Annotated in this window: 16 protein-coding genes; 11 read left to right on the top strand and 5 right to left on the bottom strand. The window is 59.6% G+C overall.

What is annotated here, in order from left to right; genetic code table 11:
* Positions 1-44 precede the first annotated feature (44 nt).
* From IB245_RS01305 to IB245_RS01325, 5 genes are all read right to left on the bottom strand, one after another.
* Entirely contained in the window at positions 45-971 is a 927-nt protein-coding gene (locus tag IB245_RS01305; RefSeq protein WP_008031811.1) for a GGDEF domain-containing protein, read from the bottom strand.
* 377 nt (positions 972-1,348) lie between these two features.
* Complete coding sequence (locus IB245_RS01310; protein ID WP_008031809.1) at positions 1,349-2,089, bottom strand: YciK family oxidoreductase; 741 nt, start codon at positions 2,087-2,089, stop codon at positions 1,349-1,351.
* A gap of 179 nt (positions 2,090-2,268) precedes the next feature.
* The gene (gene mupP / locus IB245_RS01315; RefSeq protein WP_008031808.1) at positions 2,269-2,940 is read right to left on the bottom strand and encodes an N-acetylmuramic acid 6-phosphate phosphatase MupP; all 672 of its coding nucleotides are present in this window, start codon (positions 2,938-2,940) and stop codon (positions 2,269-2,271) included.
* A gap of 4 nt (positions 2,941-2,944) precedes the next feature.
* The gene (ubiG, locus tag IB245_RS01320; RefSeq protein ID WP_008031806.1) at positions 2,945-3,643 is read right to left on the bottom strand and encodes a bifunctional 2-polyprenyl-6-hydroxyphenol methylase/3-demethylubiquinol 3-O-methyltransferase UbiG; all 699 of its coding nucleotides are present in this window, start codon (positions 3,641-3,643) and stop codon (positions 2,945-2,947) included.
* A gap of 56 nt (positions 3,644-3,699) precedes the next feature.
* Positions 3,700-5,034 carry a TRZ/ATZ family hydrolase gene (locus IB245_RS01325; protein ID WP_192226144.1) on the bottom strand — a complete coding sequence of 445 codons (1,335 nt, stop codon included), beginning with the start codon at positions 5,032-5,034 and terminating at the stop codon, positions 3,700-3,702.
* A gap of 108 nt (positions 5,035-5,142) precedes the next feature.
* Between IB245_RS01325 and mtnA the strand changes: the two genes are divergently transcribed.
* The 11 genes from mtnA (at position 5,143) to IB245_RS01380 (ending at position 18,785) form a co-directional block, all read left to right on the top strand.
* Positions 5,143-6,219 (top strand): S-methyl-5-thioribose-1-phosphate isomerase, encoded by a 1,077-nt coding sequence (mtnA, locus tag IB245_RS01330; RefSeq protein WP_008031801.1) that lies wholly within the window; start codon positions 5,143-5,145, stop codon positions 6,217-6,219.
* Positions 6,220-6,646: 427 nt separating this feature from the next.
* Entirely contained in the window at positions 6,647-9,301 is a 2,655-nt protein-coding gene (gene gyrA / locus IB245_RS01335; protein WP_192226146.1) for a DNA gyrase subunit A, read from the top strand.
* Positions 9,302-9,553: 252 nt separating this feature from the next.
* Positions 9,554-10,639: a 3-phosphoserine/phosphohydroxythreonine transaminase gene (gene serC / locus IB245_RS01340; protein WP_008042110.1), complete on the top strand. Its 1,086-nt coding sequence runs from the start codon at positions 9,554-9,556 to the stop codon at positions 10,637-10,639.
* Entirely contained in the window at positions 10,639-11,733 is a 1,095-nt protein-coding gene (pheA, locus tag IB245_RS01345; protein ID WP_007899727.1) for a prephenate dehydratase, read from the top strand. Before serC ends, pheA begins: the two co-directional genes overlap by 1 nt.
* A gap of 10 nt (positions 11,734-11,743) precedes the next feature.
* Positions 11,744-12,856, top strand: a complete 1,113-nt coding sequence (gene hisC / locus IB245_RS01350) for a histidinol-phosphate transaminase (RefSeq protein WP_008031795.1) — start codon at positions 11,744-11,746, stop codon at positions 12,854-12,856.
* A gap of 28 nt (positions 12,857-12,884) precedes the next feature.
* The gene (locus IB245_RS01355; protein ID WP_230427588.1) at positions 12,885-15,092 is read left to right on the top strand and encodes a bifunctional prephenate dehydrogenase/3-phosphoshikimate 1-carboxyvinyltransferase; all 2,208 of its coding nucleotides are present in this window, start codon (positions 12,885-12,887) and stop codon (positions 15,090-15,092) included.
* On the top strand, positions 15,089-15,778 hold the full coding sequence (cmk, locus tag IB245_RS01360; protein ID WP_008031791.1) for a (d)CMP kinase: 690 nt from the start codon (positions 15,089-15,091) through the stop codon (positions 15,776-15,778). Before IB245_RS01355 ends, cmk begins: the two co-directional genes overlap by 4 nt.
* A gap of 119 nt (positions 15,779-15,897) precedes the next feature.
* Complete coding sequence (gene rpsA, locus IB245_RS01365) at positions 15,898-17,586, top strand: 30S ribosomal protein S1 (RefSeq protein WP_008031789.1); 1,689 nt, start codon at positions 15,898-15,900, stop codon at positions 17,584-17,586.
* Between the two features lie 217 nt (positions 17,587-17,803).
* On the top strand, positions 17,804-18,082 hold the full coding sequence (locus tag IB245_RS01370; protein ID WP_008042112.1) for a hypothetical protein: 279 nt from the start codon (positions 17,804-17,806) through the stop codon (positions 18,080-18,082).
* 148 nt (positions 18,083-18,230) lie between these two features.
* Positions 18,231-18,524 carry an integration host factor subunit beta gene (gene ihfB / locus IB245_RS01375; protein ID WP_008042113.1) on the top strand — a complete coding sequence of 98 codons (294 nt, stop codon included), beginning with the start codon at positions 18,231-18,233 and terminating at the stop codon, positions 18,522-18,524.
* A gap of 21 nt (positions 18,525-18,545) precedes the next feature.
* Positions 18,546-18,785, top strand: coding sequence for a lipopolysaccharide assembly protein LapA domain-containing protein (locus IB245_RS01380; protein ID WP_192226150.1), 240 nt, complete (start codon positions 18,546-18,548; stop codon positions 18,783-18,785).
* Positions 18,786-18,868: the final 83 nt, after the last annotated feature.

Below are 18,868 nucleotides of genomic sequence, written 5' to 3' on the forward strand. Positions count from 1 at the left end.
TGTCGATGCGGGCCGCTACTTTCGCGAGCCCGTGCTGGCGGGAGTCAGCCCGCCATCGCCAAGCGGTTGCGTCCTTCGCGCTTGGCCACATAAAGCGCGCTGTCGGCCCGGCGCAACAGGCTCTCGGCCGATTCGCCGGGCAACAGGGTCGAACAGCCGAGACTGACGGTCAGCTCGATCAGGTTGCCATCAGCCGAAAAATCCTTGGCTTGCGCCGCGAGTCGCAGGCGCTCGCCGACCATGGCGGCGGCTTCCCGGCCGGTGTTGGACAGCAGAATCAAAAACTCCTCGCCACCAAAGCGGAACACCATGTCCACGTTGCGCAGCTGGCTTTTGATCGAGGCGGCGACCCCCTTGAGCACGTCATCGCCAGCGCTGTGGCCATGGGTGTCGTTGATTTGTTTGAAATGGTCGATGTCCAGCATCAACAGCGACAAGGGCTGCAGGTGCCGACGCGACATGTCGATTTCCCGTTGCAGCGTCTGGTCCATGGCAATGCGGTTGCCGGTGTCCGTGAGAGGGTCGCGCAAGGCGCTTTGAGTGGCGGCGCGGTAGAGCAGGGCGTTGCGCATCGGGTACAGCAATGCGGACAGCAGCGACTCAAGGTTGCCCAGTTCCTGCTCACTGAAACGCTGATTGCGACGGAACACCAGTTCACCCAGCTGCTCGCCTTCGTGGCTGAGGGTGTAACTGATCGAGTGGTGGCCGCGCTGGCCGTATTCCAGGCGCAAGTCGCTGGCCTTGTGCTGGTAGCTCAAGGCGTCGAGCGGTACGAGACGCTGAATTTCACGGTAGAAGAGCCCAAGAATGCGTTGCGGCTCAAGACTGGTTTGCAGCTGCAAACTCAGTTGCTGGCGCAATTGCGCAAGGCTGACCGGCCTCTCCAGAAGAGGGGGCTGCTGACCAAAGCCCAGGCGTTGCAATTTGGCGCTATCGAAGTCAATTGCGTTGGTCTGGGAAGGTGATTTCATATGGCGTGCGCCCCTAAGCAGTAAGGCTGTCTTACAGGCTGGGTGAGAGCGGCTTTGGGCTGCGCGTCATACTGGTCCATCAGTCCCGTAGGACATTTGGCGCAAGTCTAATCTGCTTTGCTGAAGATTAGTAACCTATCGACTCGAAGGCCTGCCCGACTGCTTTCACTCACTCGGCGTGTCTGAGCAGATATAGAGCGAAAGTCATGCCATTCGGTTCATTTGAATAAAAACTGTTTAAAATCAATGTCTTGAAAATGTTTTTGGCTTTGTCTGGCCCGTTTCATGACATTTATTTGACTAAAAACAGGTGCGGTTGCGAGGCTTTTTAAGTGCCGTGACGGTAATTCGCCACGGCACAAAAGCGACGCACGGTGTTACTGCGCGTTGAATGCCTGGCCGTTGATGCCGGTGCTGTCCGGGCCCATCAGGTAGAGGTAGACCGGCATGATCTCCTCGGGTGTCGGGTTGTTCAGCGGATTTTCACCGGGATAAGCCTGGGCGCGCATGCTGGTGCGGGTGGCGCCGGGGTTGATGCTGTTGGAGCGCACCGGTGCGACGGTGTCGACTTCGTCGGCCAGGGTTTGCATCAGACCTTCGGTGGCGAACTTGGAGACGCCATAAGCGCCCCAATACGCACGCCCCTTGCGGCCGACGCTGCTGGAGGTGAACACCACCGAAGCGTCCTGCGACAGTTTGAGCAGCGGCAACAGGGTGCTGGTGAGCATGAACATCGCGTTGACGTTGACTTGCATGACACGCATGAAGTTCTCGCCGGAGAGCTGTTCGATCGGCGTGCGCGGACCAATGATCGAGGCGTTGTGCAGCAAGCCGTCGAGGTGGCCGAATTCGGTCTCGATCATCGCCGCCAACTCATCGTATTGATGGGGCAGGGCGGTTTCCAGGTTGAACGGGATCACCGCCGGTTGTGGATGACCGGCGGCCTCGATTTCGTCGTAGACCTGAGTCAGGTTGGCTTCGGTCTTGCCCAGCAACAGCACGGTGGCACCGTGGGCGGCGTAGGTTTTCGCGGCAGCGGCGCCGATACCACGACCAGCGCCGGTGACCAGGATGACCCGGTCCTTGAGCAATTCAGGGCGGGCGGAATAATCAAACATAAAGAAACCTCAACAAAATTTTTTCCGGACAAGCGCTATCCCTGTGGGAGCGAGCCTGCTCGCGATGGCGGTATCGCAGGCAACATCGATGGCGACTGAGCCGCCGCTATCGCGAGCAGGCTCGCTCCCACATGAGTAATGCACAAACCTGTAGGAAGCCGTGCTCCTGCAAAAGCGGCTTAACAACTACACAGAGCGCTATCAAGTACCTTGCGCAACTCCAGCGGATGATCGACCACCACATCCGCACCCCAATGCCGCGGGTTATCGTCCGGGTGAATGTAGCCAAAGGTCACGGCGGCGGTCTTGGTGCCGGCGTCACGACCGGATTCGATATCGCGCAGGTCATCACCTACAAACAGCACGCTGGCCGGATCGAGGTCGAGCATCTTGCACGCGAGGATCAACGGCTCCGGGTCCGGTTTGCTGTTCTTCACGTGATCCGGGCAAATCAGCAGCGCCGAACGCTCGGCCAGCCCGAGCTGCTGCATGATCGGCTCGGCAAACCGCAGAGGCTTGTTGGTGACCACGCCCCAGATCAGGTTGGCTTTCTCGATGTCGGCCAGCAACTCGCCCATGCCGTCGAACAGCTTGCTGTGCACCGCGCAGCCCACGAGGTAACGCTCCAGGAACTCCAGGCGCAGCTCTTCAAAGCCTGGCGATTCCGGGTCCATGCTGAACGTCACCGCGACCATCGCCTTGGCGCCGCCGGAGATCTCGTCGCGGATGTGCTTGTCGTTCATCGGCGGCAAGCCGCGGTCGGCGCGCATTGCCTGACAGATCGCAATGAAGTCCGGCGCGGTGTCGAGCAGCGTGCCGTCCATGTCAAAAAGGACTGCTCTGATACGCATCGACTTATTCCTCGCGCAGGGTCTGGATCATGTAGTTGACGTCCACGTCGGCCGCCAGTTTGTAGTGCTTGGTCAGCGGGTTGTACGTCAGGCCGATGATGTCCTTGACGGTCAGGCCCGCCATGCGGCTCCAGGCACCCAGCTCGGAAGGGCGGATGAATTTCTTGAAGTCATGCGTGCCGCGCGGCAGCAGCTTCATGATGTATTCGGCGCCGACGATGGCGAACAGGTACGCCTTCGGGTTGCGGTTGATCGTGGAGAGGAACACCTGGCCACCCGGCTTGACCATTTTGAAGCAGGCGCGGATCACCGAGGACGGATCCGGTACGTGCTCAAGCATTTCCAGGCACGTGACCACGTCGAACTGTTCCGGCATTTCTTCAGCCAGGGCTTCGGCGGTGATCTGCCGGTATTCGACGTTCACGCCCGACTCAAGCTGGTGCAGTTGAGCGACGGCCAGCGGCGCTTCGCCCATGTCGATGCCCATCACGGTCGCACCGCGTTGCGCCATGGCTTCGCTGAGGATGCCGCCGCCGCAGCCGATGTCGAGAACCTTCTTGCCGGCCAGATTGACCCGTTCGTCAATCCAGTTGACCCGCAGCGGGTTGATGTCGTGCAGCGGTTTGAACTCGCTTTCGCGGTCCCACCAGCGATGGGCCAGGGCTTCGAATTTGGCGATTTCGGCGTAGTCGACGTTACTCATGGTTCATCCTCTAAAACTTGAAAAATCCTGTTGCCCCGGCGGTGAGTCCGGGGTGCTTACAATTCGGTGTGGCCGCTGATGCGCTGGCCCCAGGCCTTGGCGGTGGCGCACAGCTGTTCTTCATCCAGGCGGGTCAGGCGACGGTCATCGAGCAATTGCTTGCCACCCACCCACAGGTGTTTCACGCAGTCGCGACCGGTGGCATATATAAGCTGCGAAACCGGGTCGTAGACCGGTTGCTGCGCCAGGCCCGAGAGGTCGAACGCGACGATGTCCGCCGCTTTGCCGACTTCCAGCGAGCCGACGTCGGCCTCGATGCCCATGGCGCGTGCGCCGTTCAGCGTGGCCATGCGCAGCGCGCGATGAGCGTCCAGCGCGGTGGCCGAACCAGCGACGGCTTTGGCCAGCAACGCGGCGGTGCGGGTTTCGCCGAGCAGGTCGAGGTCGTTGTTGCTGGCCGCACCGTCGGTGCCGACAGCCACATTGACGCCAGCCTGCCACAAACGTTCTACCGGGCAGAAACCGCTGGCCAGCTTCAGGTTCGACTCCGGGCAATGAATCACATTGGTGTTGCTTTCTACCAGCATCACCAGGTCTTCATCGCTGATCTGCGTCATGTGAACGGCCTGGAAGCGCGGCCCCAGCAGGCCCAGGCGTGCCAGTCGGGCCAATGGCCGCTCGCCACGCTGCTCGACGGCTTGCTGTACTTCGAACGCAGTTTCGTGGACGTGCATGTGAATCGGCGCGTCCAGTTCTTCGGCGATCACCCGGATTTTCTCCAGGGTTTCGTCGCCCAAGGTGTAGGGCGCGTGGGGGCCGAAGGTGACTTTGATGCGCTCGTGGTGCTTGAGATCGTTGAACAGTTCGACGCCCTGACGAATGGCGTCATCCGCCGTGCCGGCGCCCGGGATCGGGAAATCGAGGATCGGAATCGCGATTTGTGCGCGTATGCCGCTGTTATGCACTCGTTCGCTGGCAACCTTCGGGAAGAAATACATGTCAGAGAAGCAGGTAATGCCACCTTTTATCTGTTCGGCGATGGCAATGTCGGTGCCATCGCGTACAAAAGCCTCATCGACCCATTTGGCTTCGGCGGGCCAGATGTGGTTTTCCAGCCAGGTCATCAGCGGCAGGTCATCGGCCAGGCCGCGGAACAGTGTCATCGCCGCGTGCCCGTGAGCATTGATCAGGCCGGGGCTGAGCAACATGCCCGGCAGTTCGCGGACTTCGGTTGCGTTAAGCTTCAGCGCGGCGGACCGCGGGCCGATAAACACGATGCGCCCGTCGCGGATGCCCAGGCCATGCTCTTTGAGGACAACGCCAGCGGGTTCGACGGGTACCAGCCAGGTCGGCAGCAATAACAGGTCGAGCGCAGCGGCAGTGTTCGGCATCGAGGGTCGGTTCCAGTGCTTTTGTAAAGGATGGCGAAGTATACCCGAGCGTCTTCGCGGGGGGATCGCTATAATCGGCGGCTTTTGTTCATGAGTGCGGGGTGAAGGATGCGCGATCGACTGTTGGCTGCGGAGAAGGTGAAGGCCATCGATTGGCGTGATGGCGCCCTGTACCTGCTGGATCAGCGTATTTTGCCGTTCGAGGAAACCTGGATTGCCTACACCAGCGCGGCTGGCGTGGCCGAGGCTATTCGTTCGATGGTGGTGCGCGGCGCGCCGGCGATTGGCATCAGTGCCGCCTATGCCATGGTGCTTTCAGCCCGTGCCCGAATTCTCGAGGGCGGTGACTGGCAGGCTGCATGGGAAGAGGATTACGCGTTACTGGCCGATTCCCGTCCAACGGCGGTGAACCTGTTCTGGGCCTTGAGTCGCATGCGTGACCGCCTTGATCGTATCAAGGGCGATGCCGACCCTCTCGCGGCGCTGGAGGCGGAAGCCATCGCCATTCATGAAAGTGATCGCGAAGCCAATCTGACCATGGCGCAACTGGGTGTGGACTTGATCCGCAAGCACCAGGGCAACGCCCAGGCGATCCTGACCCACTGCAACACTGGCGCACTGGCCACTGGCGGCTTTGGTACGGCTTTGGGTGTCATTCGCGGGGCGTTCATCGAAGGCATGGTCGAGCGCGTTTATGCCGACGAAACCCGTCCATGGCTGCAAGGTTCGCGACTGACGGCGTGGGAGCTGGCCAACGAAGGCATCCCCGTGACCCTCAATGCCGACTCCGCCGCGGCCCACATCATGAAGACCAAAGGCATCACCTGGGTCATCGTCGGTGCCGACCGGATCACCGCCAACGGCGACGTGGCCAACAAGATCGGCACTTATCAGCTGGCGGTCAACGCCATGCACCACGGCGTGCGTTTCATGGTGGTGGCGCCGAGTTCGACCATCGACATGAACCTGGCCAGCGGCGATGACATTCCGATTGAAGAGCGAGACGGGCGCGAGTTGCTGGAAGTCGGCGGCAAGCGGGTCGGGGCGGATGTGGATGCGTTCAATCCGGTATTCGACGTCACCCCGGCGGACTTGATTGACGCGATCGTCACGGAAAAAGGCATCGTCGAACGCCCGGATACCGCGAAAATGGCGCAGTTGATGTGCCGCAAGCGGTTGCATTGATTGGCCGTGGCGTTCGAAAGGACGCCATCGCCAGCAGGCTGGCTCCCACAGGGTTTGTGATCGACACGGATCAAATGTGGGAGCCAGCCTGCTGGCGATTAGGGTCTGAAAGTCAATAAACATCTGTAATTCAGCCCCGGATTCTGCATTCGCAGCAGCTCTAAGCCCCTCTCGTCTCCTTCAAGCCTGCCATCAGTCAACTAACTACACTCCATGCGCATCTGGGGGATAGGTGCGTGGCGGCTCTTGTGATAACATCCGGCGTTTTCCGAGGCAGTCCCACGGGGTTGTCTTTACTGCGCAAATCCATGGCATAACTCGTTGATTTGTCGTAAGTCGGTGCATGGCACTCAGCCTGCAGCGGCGAGCTTCGTTCGTCCCATATGGATGTGACGAGGTTTCACCAGAAAAAGGAATCGAGCTTCTCATGGGCGAACTGGCCAAAGAAATCCTCCCGGTCAATATCGAAGACGAGCTGAAGCAGTCCTACCTCGACTACGCAATGAGCGTAATTGTCGGGCGGGCACTGCCGGATGCGCGCGATGGCTTGAAGCCCGTGCACCGGCGCGTGCTGTTCGCGATGAGCGAGCTGGGCAACGACTTCAACAAGCCGTACAAGAAATCTGCCCGTGTTGTCGGTGACGTGATCGGTAAGTATCACCCGCACGGTGATACCGCGGTGTACGACACCATCGTTCGGATGGCGCAGCCATTCTCGCTGCGCTACCTGCTGGTAGACGGTCAGGGCAACTTCGGTTCGGTGGACGGCGACAACGCCGCGGCCATGCGATACACCGAAGTGCGCATGACCAAGCTGGCGCACGAGCTGCTGGCTGACCTGCATAAAGAAACCGTGGACTGGGTGCCGAACTACGACGGCACCGAAATGATCCCGGCGGTCATGCCGACCCGTATTCCCAACCTGCTGGTCAACGGCTCCAGCGGTATCGCCGTGGGCATGGCGACCAACATCCCGCCGCACAACCTCGGTGAAGTCATCGACGGTTGCCTGGCGCTCATCGACAACCCTGAGTTGACCATCGATGAGCTGATGCAATACATCCCCGGTCCGGACTTCCCGACCGCCGCGATCATCAACGGTCGCGCCGGCATCATCGAAGCCTACCGCACCGGTCGCGGCCGCATTTACATGCGCGCCCGCTCGATCATCGAAGACATCGACAAGGTCGGTGGCCGCCAGCAGATCGTCATCACCGAACTCCCTTACCAGCTGAACAAGGCCCGTCTGATCGAGAAGATCGCCGAGCTGGTTAAAGAGAAGAAGCTCGAAGGCATCACCGAACTGCGCGACGAGTCCGACAAGGACGGTATGCGCGTTGTGATCGAGCTGCGTCGCGGCGAAGTGCCTGAGGTGATCCTCAACAACCTCTACGCCCAGACCCAGCTGCAAGCGGTATTCGGTATCAACATCGTTGCGCTGATCGACGGCCGTCCGCGGATCCTGAACCTCAAGGACCTGCTGGAAGCCTTCGTTCGTCACCGTCGCGAAGTCGTTACCCGTCGCACCGTGTTCGAGCTGCGTAAAGCGCGCGAACGTGGCCACATTCTGGAAGGCCAGGCGGTTGCCCTGTCGAACATCGACCCGGTCATTGCGCTGATCAAGGCCTCGCCAACGCCGTCGGAAGCCAAGGAAGCGCTGATCAGCACGCCTTGGGAATCCTCTGCCGTGGTGGCGATGGTTGAACGTGCCGGTGCCGACTCTTGCCGTCCAGAGACCCTGGATCCGCAATACGGTCTGCGTGAAGGCAAGTACTTCCTTTCGCCGGAACAGGCGCAAGCCATTCTGGAACTGCGTCTGCATCGCCTGACCGGTCTGGAACACGAAAAACTGCTGGCCGAGTATCAAGAGATCCTCAACCAGATCGGCGAGCTGATCCGCATCCTCAACAGCGCCACGCGCCTGATGGAAGTGATCCGCGAAGAGCTGGAAGTAATCCGCGCCGAATACGGCGACGTGCGCCGCACCGAGATTCTCGATGCCCGTCTCGACCTGACCCTGGGTGACATGATCCCGGAAGAAGATCGCGTCGTGACCATTTCCCACGGTGGCTACGCCAAGACCCAGCCATTGGCTGCGTACCAGGCCCAGCGTCGTGGCGGTAAAGGCAAATCGGCGACCGGCGTCAAGGATGAGGACTACATCGCTCACCTGCTGGTCGCCAACAGCCACACCACGCTGCTGCTGTTCTCCAGCAAGGGCAAGGTGTACTGGCTGAAAACCTACGAAATCCCGGAAGCATCCCGCGCTGCCCGTGGTCGTCCGCTGGTCAACCTGCTGCCGCTGGACAGTGATGAATACATCACCACCATGCTGCCGGTCGAGGAATACACCGAAGGTCACTTTATCTTCATGGCCACCGCCAAAGGCACCGTGAAGAAGACCCCGCTGGAATCCTTCAGCCGTCAACGCAGCGTCGGCCTGATCGCGCTGGAGCTGGACGAAGGTGACGTACTGATCTCTGCCGCCATTACCGATGGCGAGCGCGAAGTCATGCTGTTCTCCGACGGCGGCAAGGTCACTCGCTTCAAGGAAACCGACGTTCGTGCCATGGGCCGTACCGCTCGCGGTGTTCGCGGTATGCGTCTGCCGGAAGGCCAGAAGCTGATTTCCATGCTGATCCCGGAAGAAGGCAGTCAGATCCTCACCGCTTCGGCGCGTGGTTTCGGCAAGCGTACGGCGATCACCGAGTTCCCTGAGTACAAGCGTGGCGGCCAGGGCGTTATCGCCATGGTCAGCAACGACCGCAACGGCCGTCTGGTCGGCGCGGTTCAGGTGCTCGATGGCGAGGAGATCATGCTGATTTCCGACCAGGGCACGTTGGTTCGTACCCGTGTCGACGAAGTCTCCAGCCTGGGTCGTAACACCCAGGGCGTGACCCTGATCAAACTGGCCAGCGATGAAACGCTGGTCGGTCTGGAGCGGGTGCAGGAGCCGTCGGAAGTCGAAGGCGAAGAGCTGGAAGGCGAAGAGGGTGCGGTGTTCGACGGCGAAGTCGTGATCGACGACGTTGTTGAAGACCAGCAACTCGATGCTGCCGCTGACGAAGAACCGCAAGAGTAAGCGGACAAACAGGGGGCGGATGAAAATTCGCCCCCTTGTTGTTTGTCCGAATGGAAAATTTCGATATCCAGGGACATCCCATGTGGGAGCGAGCCTGCTCGCGATGCAGGCGCCGCGGTACCTCTGAAGCACCGCGGTGATGCATTCGCGAGCAGGCTCGCTCCCACAGGTTTTCTGCTTCGGCAGGGACCCTGTGTCGATTGATGTTGTGATTTATTGCGTGATTACCACCAAATCAGAGCGAGATTGGATGTGAGCAAGAGAGCCTATAACTTCTGTGCCGGTCCTGCGGCACTTCCCGAAGCTGTCCTGCAGCGCGCCCAGGGTGAACTCCTTGATTGGCACGGCAAGGGTCTGTCGGTCATGGAAATGAGCCATCGCAGTGATGAGTTCGTGTCCATCGCTAACAAGGCCGAGCAGGATCTGCGTGATCTGCTGAATATCCCCTCGAACTATAAAGTGCTGTTCCTGCAAGGTGGCGCCAGCCAGCAGTTTGCTCAGATCCCTCTGAACCTGTTGCCGGAAAGCGGCACTGCCGACTATATCGACACCGGTATCTGGTCGCAGAAAGCCATCGAAGAAGCGTCGCGCTACGGTCACGTCAATGTTGCCGCCACCGCCAAGCCTTACGACTATTTCGCGATTCCCGGCCAGAACGAATGGAAACTGTCGAAAGACGCGGCCTACGTTCACTACGCGCCGAACGAAACCATTGGTGGCCTGGAATTCAACTGGGTCCCGGAAACCGGTGACGTTCCGCTGGTCGCCGACATGTCTTCGGACATCCTCTCGCGCCCGATTGATGTTTCGCGTTTCGGCATGATCTACGCTGGCGCCCAGAAAAACATCGGCCCGAGCGGCATCGTCGTCAACATCGTTCGCGAAGACCTGCTGGGTCACGCCCGTTCCCTGTGCCCGACCATGCTCAACTACAAGGTCGCGGCCGATAACGGCTCGATGTACAACACCCCGCCAACATTGGCCTGGTACCTGTCTGGCCTGGTGTTCGAGTGGCTGAAAGAGCAGGGCGGCGTCGAAGCCATCGGCAAGCTCAACGAAGTGAAACAGCGCACGCTGTACGACTTCATTGATGCCAGCGGCCTGTACAGCAACCCGATCAACAAGTCCGATCGTTCGTGGATGAACGTGCCGTTCCGCCTGGCTGACGATCGCCTGGACAAGCCATTCCTGGCCGGTGCCGACGAGCGTGGCCTGCTGAACCTCAAGGGTCACCGTTCCGTGGGCGGCATGCGCGCCTCCATCTATAACGCCGTCGATATCGTTGCGGTCAACGCACTGGTTTCGTACATGGCAGAGTTCGAGAAGGAACACGGCTAATGTCTGAGCAAGAACTCAAGGCACTGCGCCTGCGCATTGATGCCCTGGACGAAAAAGTCCTGGAGCTGATCAGTGAGCGCGCACGCTGCGCCCAGGAAGTTGCGCGAGTAAAGATGGCCTCGCTGGCCGAAGGCGAAGTGCCGGTGTTCTATCGTCCTGAGCGTGAAGCTCAGGTGCTCAAGCGCGTGATGGAGCGCAATCAGGGCCCGCTGGGCAACGAAGAAATGGCGCGGTTGTTCCGCGAGATCATGTCTTCGTGCCTGGCCCTCGAGCAGCCGCTGAAAGTGGCTTACCTCGGTCCTGAAGGCACCTTCACTCAAGCGGCGGCCATGAAGCACTTCGGCCACGCGGTGATCAGCAAGCCGATGGCGGCCATCGACGAAGTGTTCCGCGAAGTGGCGGCCGGTGCGGTGAACTTTGGCGTGGTCCCGGTGGAAAACTCCACCGAGGGCGCGGTCAACCACACGCTCGACAGCTTCCTCGAACACGACATGGTCATCTGTGGCGAAGTCGAGTTGCGGATTCACCACCATCTGTTGGTCGGTGAAAACACCAAGACCGACAGCATCAGCCGCATCTATTCCCACGCCCAGTCGCTGGCGCAGTGCCGCAAGTGGCTGGATGCACACTACCCGAACGTCGAGCGCGTCGCGGTTTCCAGCAACGCCGAAGCGGCGAAGCGGGTCAAGGGTGAGTGGAACTCGGCAGCGATTGCCGGCGACATGGCCGCAGGCTTGTACGGGCTGACCCGTCTGGCCGAGAAAATCGAGGATCGCCCGGACAACTCCACGCGATTCCTGATGATCGGCAGCCAGGAAGTGCCGCCAACCGGCGACGACAAGACGTCGATCATCGTCTCCATGAGCAACAAGCCGGGCGCGCTTCACGAGTTGCTGGTGCCGTTCCACGACAATGGCATCGACCTGACACGCATCGAGACACGTCCTTCGCGTAGCGGTAAATGGACCTATGTGTTCTTCATCGACTTCGTCGGCCATCACCGCGATCCGCTGGTAAAAGGTGTGCTGGAAAAGATCAGTCAGGAAGCAGTGGCACTTAAAGTGTTGGGTTCCTACCCGAAAGCCGTTCTCTAAGGGGTAGCAAATGAGTGGCAACTTCCTCGCTCTGGCACAGCCGGGCGTGCAACAACTGTCGCCTTACGTTCCGGGCAAACCCGTGGACGAACTGGCACGCGAGCTGGACATCGATCCGGCCAGCATCGTCAAACTGGCGAGCAACGAAAACCCGTTGGGCGCCAGTCCAAAGGCTTTGGCGGCCATTCGCGAAGAATTGGCCGAGCTGACCCGTTATCCGGATGGCAACGGTTTTGCGCTCAAGACCCTGCTGGCCGATCAGTGCCGCGTCGAACTGAATCAGGTGACGCTGGGCAACGGTTCCAACGACATCCTGGAACTGGTCGCGCGTGCCTATCTGGCGCCGGGCCTGAATGCGGTGTTCAGTGAGCATGCGTTCGCGGTCTATCCGATCGTCACCCAGGCCGTCGGTGCGACGGCCAAAGTGATCCCGGCCAAAGACTGGGGCCATGATCTGTCGGCCATGCTGGCCGCGATCGATGCCGATACCCGTGTGGTCTTCATCGCCAACCCGAACAACCCGACCGGGACCTGGTTTGGCGCCGAAGCGCTGGACGAGTTCCTGCAGGATGTGCCAGAGCACGTGCTGGTGGTGCTGGATGAGGCCTACATCGAATACGCCGAAGGCAGCGACTTGCCGGATGGTCTGGACTTCCTGGCGGCGTACCCGAACCTGCTGGTTTCGCGCACCTTCTCCAAGGCCTACGGCCTGGCGGCGTTGCGCGTTGGTTACGGCTTGTCTACGGCGGTGGTTGCTGACGTGCTGAACCGCGTGCGCCAGCCGTTCAACGTCAACAGCCTGGCCCTGGCCGCTGCGTGCGCTGCGCTGCAAGACGCCGAGTACCTGGCTGAAAGTCGCCGCCTGAACGAAGCCGGCATGCTGCAGCTGGAAGCGGGTTTCCGTGAGCTGGGGCTGAGCTGGATCCCGTCCAAGGGCAACTTCATCTGCGTCGATCTCGGCCGTGTTGCCTTGCCGGTCTTCCAGGGTTTGCTGCGCGAAGGCGTGATCGTGCGTCCGGTGGCCAACTACGGCATGCCGAACCACTTGCGCATCACCATCGGCCTGCCGGCGGAAAACAGCCGCTTCCTTGAGGCGCTGACCAAGGTTCTGGCTCGTGGTTGATGTCACTGCTCTGCAATCTGCTGAACCTATGATCGGTCGCCTGGTGGTGGTCGGTCTCGGGTTGATCGGCGGTTCGTTTGCCAAGGGACTGCGTGAAAGCGGCCTGTGCCGCGAAGTGGTGGGCGTCGATCTCGATCCGCAGTCGCGCAAGCTCGCGGTCGAGTTGGGCGTGGTGGATCGCTGCGAAGAAGACCTGGCCGTTGCCTGCCAGGGCGCCGACGTGATTCAACTCGCGGTGCCGATCCTGGCCATGGAAAAGATGCTCGGCCGGTTGGCCGGCATGGACCTTGGGCAAGCGATCCTGACGGATGTCGGCAGTGCCAAGGGCAACGTCGTGCGCGCCGCGACTGAAGCGTTTGGCGGCATGCCGGCGCGTTTCGTGCCGGGCCATCCGATTGCCGGTTCCGAGCAGAGCGGGGTGGAAGCCTCCAATGCCGAACTGTTCCGTCGTCATAAAGTGATTCTGACGCCGCTGGACCAAACCGATCCGGCGGCGCTGGCCGTGGTCGACCGGTTGTGGCGTGAGCTGGGCGCCGATGTCGAGCACATGCAGGTCGAGCGTCACGACGAAGTGTTGGCGGCGACCAGCCATTTGCCGCACTTGCTGGCGTTCGGTTTGGTCGATTCGTTGGCCAAGCGCAATGAAAACCTTGAGATCTTCCGTTACGCTGCCGGCGGTTTCCGCGATTTCACAAGAATCGCGGGAAGTGACCCGGTCATGTGGCACGACATCTTCCTCGCCAACCGCGAAGCTGTCCTGCGCACGCTTGATACATTTCGCAGCGACCTCGACGCCTTGCGCGACGCGGTCGATGCAGGGGATGGGCACCAATTGTTGGGCGTGTTCACGCGCGCCCGGGTTGCCCGCGAACATTTCAGTAAAATCCTGGCTCGCCGGGCTTATGTGGACGCTATGAACTCCAACGACCTGATTTTCCTGGGACAACCTGGTGGCCGCCTGACTGGGCGGATTCGTGTACCGGGCGATAAATCGATTTCCCACCGTTCGATCATGCTCGGCTCCCTGGCCGAAGGCGTCACCGAAGTCGAAGGCTTCCTCGAGGGCGAAGACGCTCTGGCGACCTTGCAGGCCTTCCGCGACATGGGTGTCGTGATCGAAGGTCCGCACCACGGTCGCGTGACCATCCACGGCGTCGGCCTGCATGGCCTGAAGCCTGCGCCGGGCCCGATCTATCTGGGCAACTCCGGCACTTCGATGCGTCTGCTGTCCGGCCTGCTGGCTGCGCAGAACTTCGACAGCACCTTGACCGGTGATGCCTCGCTGTCCAAGCGTCCGATGAATCGCGTGGCCAATCCGCTGCGTGAAATGGGCGCCGTGATCGAGACCGCCGCTGAAGGTCGTCCACCGATGATCATTCGTGGCGGTAACAAGCTCAAAGGCCTGACCTACACCATGCCGATGGCCAGTGCCCAGGTTAAATCCTGCCTGCTGTTGGCCGGCCTGTACGCTGATGGCAAAACCACCGTCACCGAGCCTGCACCGACGCGCGACCACACCGAGCGCATGCTGCGCGGCTTCGGCTACCCGGTCAGCGTCAACGGCGCTACGGCGTCGGTCGAATCCGGGCACAAGCTGACCGCGACCCACATTGAAGTGCCGGGCGATATTTCGTCGTCGGCGTTCTTCCTGGTGGCGGCGTCCATTGCCGAAGGTTCCGAACTGGTGCTCGAGCATGTCGGCATCAACCCGACCCGTACCGGCGTGATCGACATTCTGCGTCTGATGGGCGCTGACATCACCCTGGAAAACCAGCGTGAAGTCGGCGGCGAACCCGTAGCGGACCTGCGCGTGCGTGCAGCTAAACTCAAAGGTATCGAGATTCCCGAAGCGCTGGTTCCATTGGCCATCGACGAATTCCCGGTGCTGTTCGTGGCAGCGGCCTGTGCCGAAGGGCGCACCATCCTGCGTGGCGCCGAAGAATTGCGCGTCAAGGAATCGGACCGGATCCAGGTCATGGCCGATGGCTTGCTGGCACTGGGCGTCAAATGCGAACCGACCCCGGACGGCATCATCATCGACGGCGGCCTGATCGGCGGCGGCGAAGTGCATGGTCACGGCGATCACCGGATTGCCATGGCTTTCAGCGTGGCATCGCTGCGTGCCACTGCGCCAATTCGCATCCATGACTGTGCCAACGTCGCAACGTCGTTCCCGAACTTCCTGGCGCTGTGCGCGCAGGTCGGTATCCGTGTTGCACAAGAGGCTCAGTCGTGAAAAACATCGCACCGGTCATCACCATCGATGGGCCAAGCGGCTCCGGCAAGGGCACGGTAGCTGGCATTCTGGCCAAGCGTCTGGGCTGGAACCTGCTGGATTCCGGTGCGCTTTATCGGTTGCTGGCCTTCGCTGCGCATAATCACGGTGTCGACCTCACCAATGAAGAATTGCTGAAAAAACTTGCCGCTCATCTGGATGTGCAGTTCATCGCGGCGACCGACGGTCAGTTGCAGCGCATCATTCTCGAGGGCGATGAAGTCAGCGATGTGATTCGCACCGAAAGCATCGGCTCCGGCGCCTCGCAAGTCGCGGCGTTGCCCGCAGTGCGCGAGGCGCTGCTGCAGCGCCAGCGTGCATTCCAGGAAGCGCCGGGCCTGGTGGCCGACGGTCGCGACATGGGTACGGTGGTTTTTCCGGATGCCCCGTTGAAGATTTTCCTTACCGCCAGTGCCGAGGAGCGTGCGCGCCGTCGATACTTGCAGTTGAAGGGCAAAGTCGATGGTGTTAGTCTGTCGAGTCTGCTAGATGAGATACGTGCACGCGATGAGCGTGACACCCAGCGAGCGGTAGCCCCGCTCAAACCGGCGGCTGACGCCATACAGCTGGATTCCACGGAATTATCCATCGACCAGGTGCTGGAACGCATCATGAGCGAGATCGCCATTCGCGATATCGCCGGGTGACCAAGAAGGCCGCAGGGGACCAGTCATAGTCCTGTGGCGCTTCTTTTAAATGAAACTAACCCACACCGTCTGGGGTGTGGAGATGGGCGTATTCTTCGCCCTCATCAACAGGAATTAAAATGAGCGAAAGCTTTGCGGAACTCTTTGAAGAAAGCCTAAAAACCCTGAACCTTCAGGCAGGCTCCATCATCACCGGTGTTATCGTTGATATCGATTACCAAGCTCGCTGGGTAACCGTTCACGCTGGCCTGAAGTCTGAAGCACTCATCCCGCTTGAGCAGTTCTACAACGACGCTGGCGACCTGACTATCAACGTCGGTGACGAAGTTCACGTTGCGCTGGACTCGGTTGAAGACGGCTTTGGTGAAACCAAGCTGTCCCGTGAAAAAGCCAAGCGCGCTGAATGCTGGATTGTTCTGGAAGCTGCCTTCGCAGCCGAGGAAGTGGTCAAGGGCGTTATCAACGGTAAGGTTAAAGGCGGCTTCACTGTCGACGTTAACGGCATCCGTGCGTTCCTGCCAGGTTCCCTGGTTGACGTCCGTCCTGTGCGCGATACCACGCACCTGGAAGGCAAAGAGCTGGAATTCAAGGTCATCAAACTCGACCAGAAACGCAACAACGTTGTCGTTTCCCGTCGCAGCGTCCTCGAAGCCGAGAACTCCGCCGAGCGTGAAGCTCTGCTGGAATCCCTGCAGGAAGGTCAGCAAGTCAAAGGTATCGTCAAGAACCTCACCGATTACGGCGCATTCGTCGATCTGGGTGGCGTGGACGGCCTGCTGCACATCACCGACATGGCTTGGAAGCGCATCAAGCATCCTTCCGAGATCGTCAACGTTGGTGACGAAATCGACGTTAAGGTTCTGAAATACGATCGCGAACGCAACCGTGTTTCCCTGGGCCTGAAGCAACTGGGCGAAGATCCATGGGTTGCTATCAAAGCCCGTTACCCAGAAAGCACTCGCGTTACCGCTCGTGTAACCAACCTGACCGACTACGGCTGCTTCGCTGAGCTGGAAGAAGGCGTTGAAGGTCTGGTACACGTTTCCGAAATGGACTGGACCAACAAGAACATCCACCCTTCGAAAGTCGTACAAGTCGGCGACGAAGTGGAAGTTATGGTTCTGGACATCGACGAAGAGCGTCGTCGTATCTCCCTCGGCATCAAGCAGTGCAAATCTAACCCATGGGAAGATTTCTCTGGCCAGTTCAACAAGGGCGATAAAATCTCCGGCACCATCAAGTCGATCACCGATTTCGGTATCTTCATTGGTCTGGACGGCGGCATCGACGGTCTGGTTCACCTGTCCGACATCTCCTGGAACGAAGTGGGCGAAGAAGCCGTTCGCCGCTTCAAGAAGGGCGACGAGCTGGACACCGTTATCCTGTCGGTTGACCCAGAGCGCGAGCGTATCTCCCTGGGTATCAAGCAACTGGAAAGCGATCCGTTCTCCGAGTACGTTCAAGAGAACGACAAAGGCGCAATCGTTAAAGGCATCGTGAAAGAAGTTGACGCTAAAGGCGCCATCATCACTCTGGCCGACGATATCGAAGCGACTCTGAAAGCCTCCGAAATCAGCCGTGACCGCGTTGAAGACGCGCGCAACGTTCTGAAAGAAGGCCAGGAAGTAGAAGCCAAGATCATCAGCGTTGATCGTAAGAGCCGCGTAATTCAGCTGTCGATCAAATCGAAAGACGATGCTGAAGAGAAAGAAGCCATCCAGAGCCTGAAAACTGCTCCGGAAGGTGAAGCTGCTGCTGACACCACCATGGCGGCACTGCTGCGCCAGGCAATGGCCAAACAGAACTAAGTTCTGCTTGATCATTAAAAAGGGCGACTTCGGTCGCCCTTTTTTGTGCCTGCGATTTGGTGTGTGCGGTAACCACATCGCACGACATTGTTCGCCGGTGAAACCAACTGGCCCCAAAAGCTGTCTCTTTCTTTAATCGGATCAATCGTTTATTTGCAGCTAGTCTTTAGTCAGAAGCGAACGACAGTCGGGCAGGGCGCCCGGCATAAGGAAATGAATGAACAAGCTCGTTGTCGCACTAGCCGTTCTGACATTGGCGGGTTGTACCACTAATGCGAAGACTCACGCCTCACGTGGGGTTAGTGGTATCGAGATCGATTGTTCGGGGTTGGGGTCGGGGTGGGAGAAGTGTCACAAACGCGCTGCCAAGGAGTGCAAGGGCGCTGGCTACAAGGTGGTCACGAGATCTGATGACGCCAAAGACGAAGATGAGTATCCCTTTGGCTTCAACCCGGCAGGTTATGTGACACGCACCATGCTGGTTATCTGCAGATGAGCAGGTCGGGCTTGATCAGGCTTCTGTTCTGAAATCGGCATCCCATTGCTGGCGAAGATATGTCAAAGCTCGGGCTGTTCAAATTCCTTCGGGCATGCTAAAACCTTTGAAGCGCTTTTCCTAGCTGCTTGAAAAAGAAGGGAAAAATATGACGAAGTCGGAGTTGATCGAACGAATTGTCACCCATCAAGGGCTGCTCTCATCAAAGGATGTGGAGCTGGCTATCAAGACCATGCTTGAACAAATGTCCCAATGTCTGGCCACCGGTGATCGCATCGAGATCCGTGGATTTGGCAGCTTCTCCCTGCACTACCGCGCACCGCGCGTAGGCCGCAATCCGAAAACCGGTCAGTCCGTGAGCCTTGACGGCAAATTCGTTCCCCATTTCAAGCCGGGGAAAGAGTTACGGGATCGGGTAAATGAAGAAGAGGAAGAAGTTTGAAATCCAGACAGGGAGGGGCTCATGAGTAGCTTGAAGCGCGTGCTGGTTATGGTCGTTCTACTGTTGCTGGTGCTGGCGATACTGGCTTTTGTACTTGAGAACCAGCAGTCGGTTTCCTTGCTGTTCCTTGGATGGGCTGGGCCGCAGTTGCCAGTTTCCGTTGTAGTGGTGGTTTCGTTGCTGATAGGGATGGTCGCAGGGCCTGCGATTGGCTGGATCGTTGGTCGCACCGCAAGAGCGCGGCGCAAGCGTCTGGTTTGATCTACAACGATGGAAGCGTCACCGGTTAATTCCAGTGGTTGGCCGGAGGAGGGGGCTAGTGCCATCCCCCATCCCCCATCGCC

Origin of the sequence: Pseudomonas sp. PDM02 (assembly GCF_014852285.1) — a bacterium.
In the GTDB taxonomy this organism is placed as follows: Bacteria; Pseudomonadota; Gammaproteobacteria; order Pseudomonadales; family Pseudomonadaceae; genus Aquipseudomonas; species Aquipseudomonas migulae.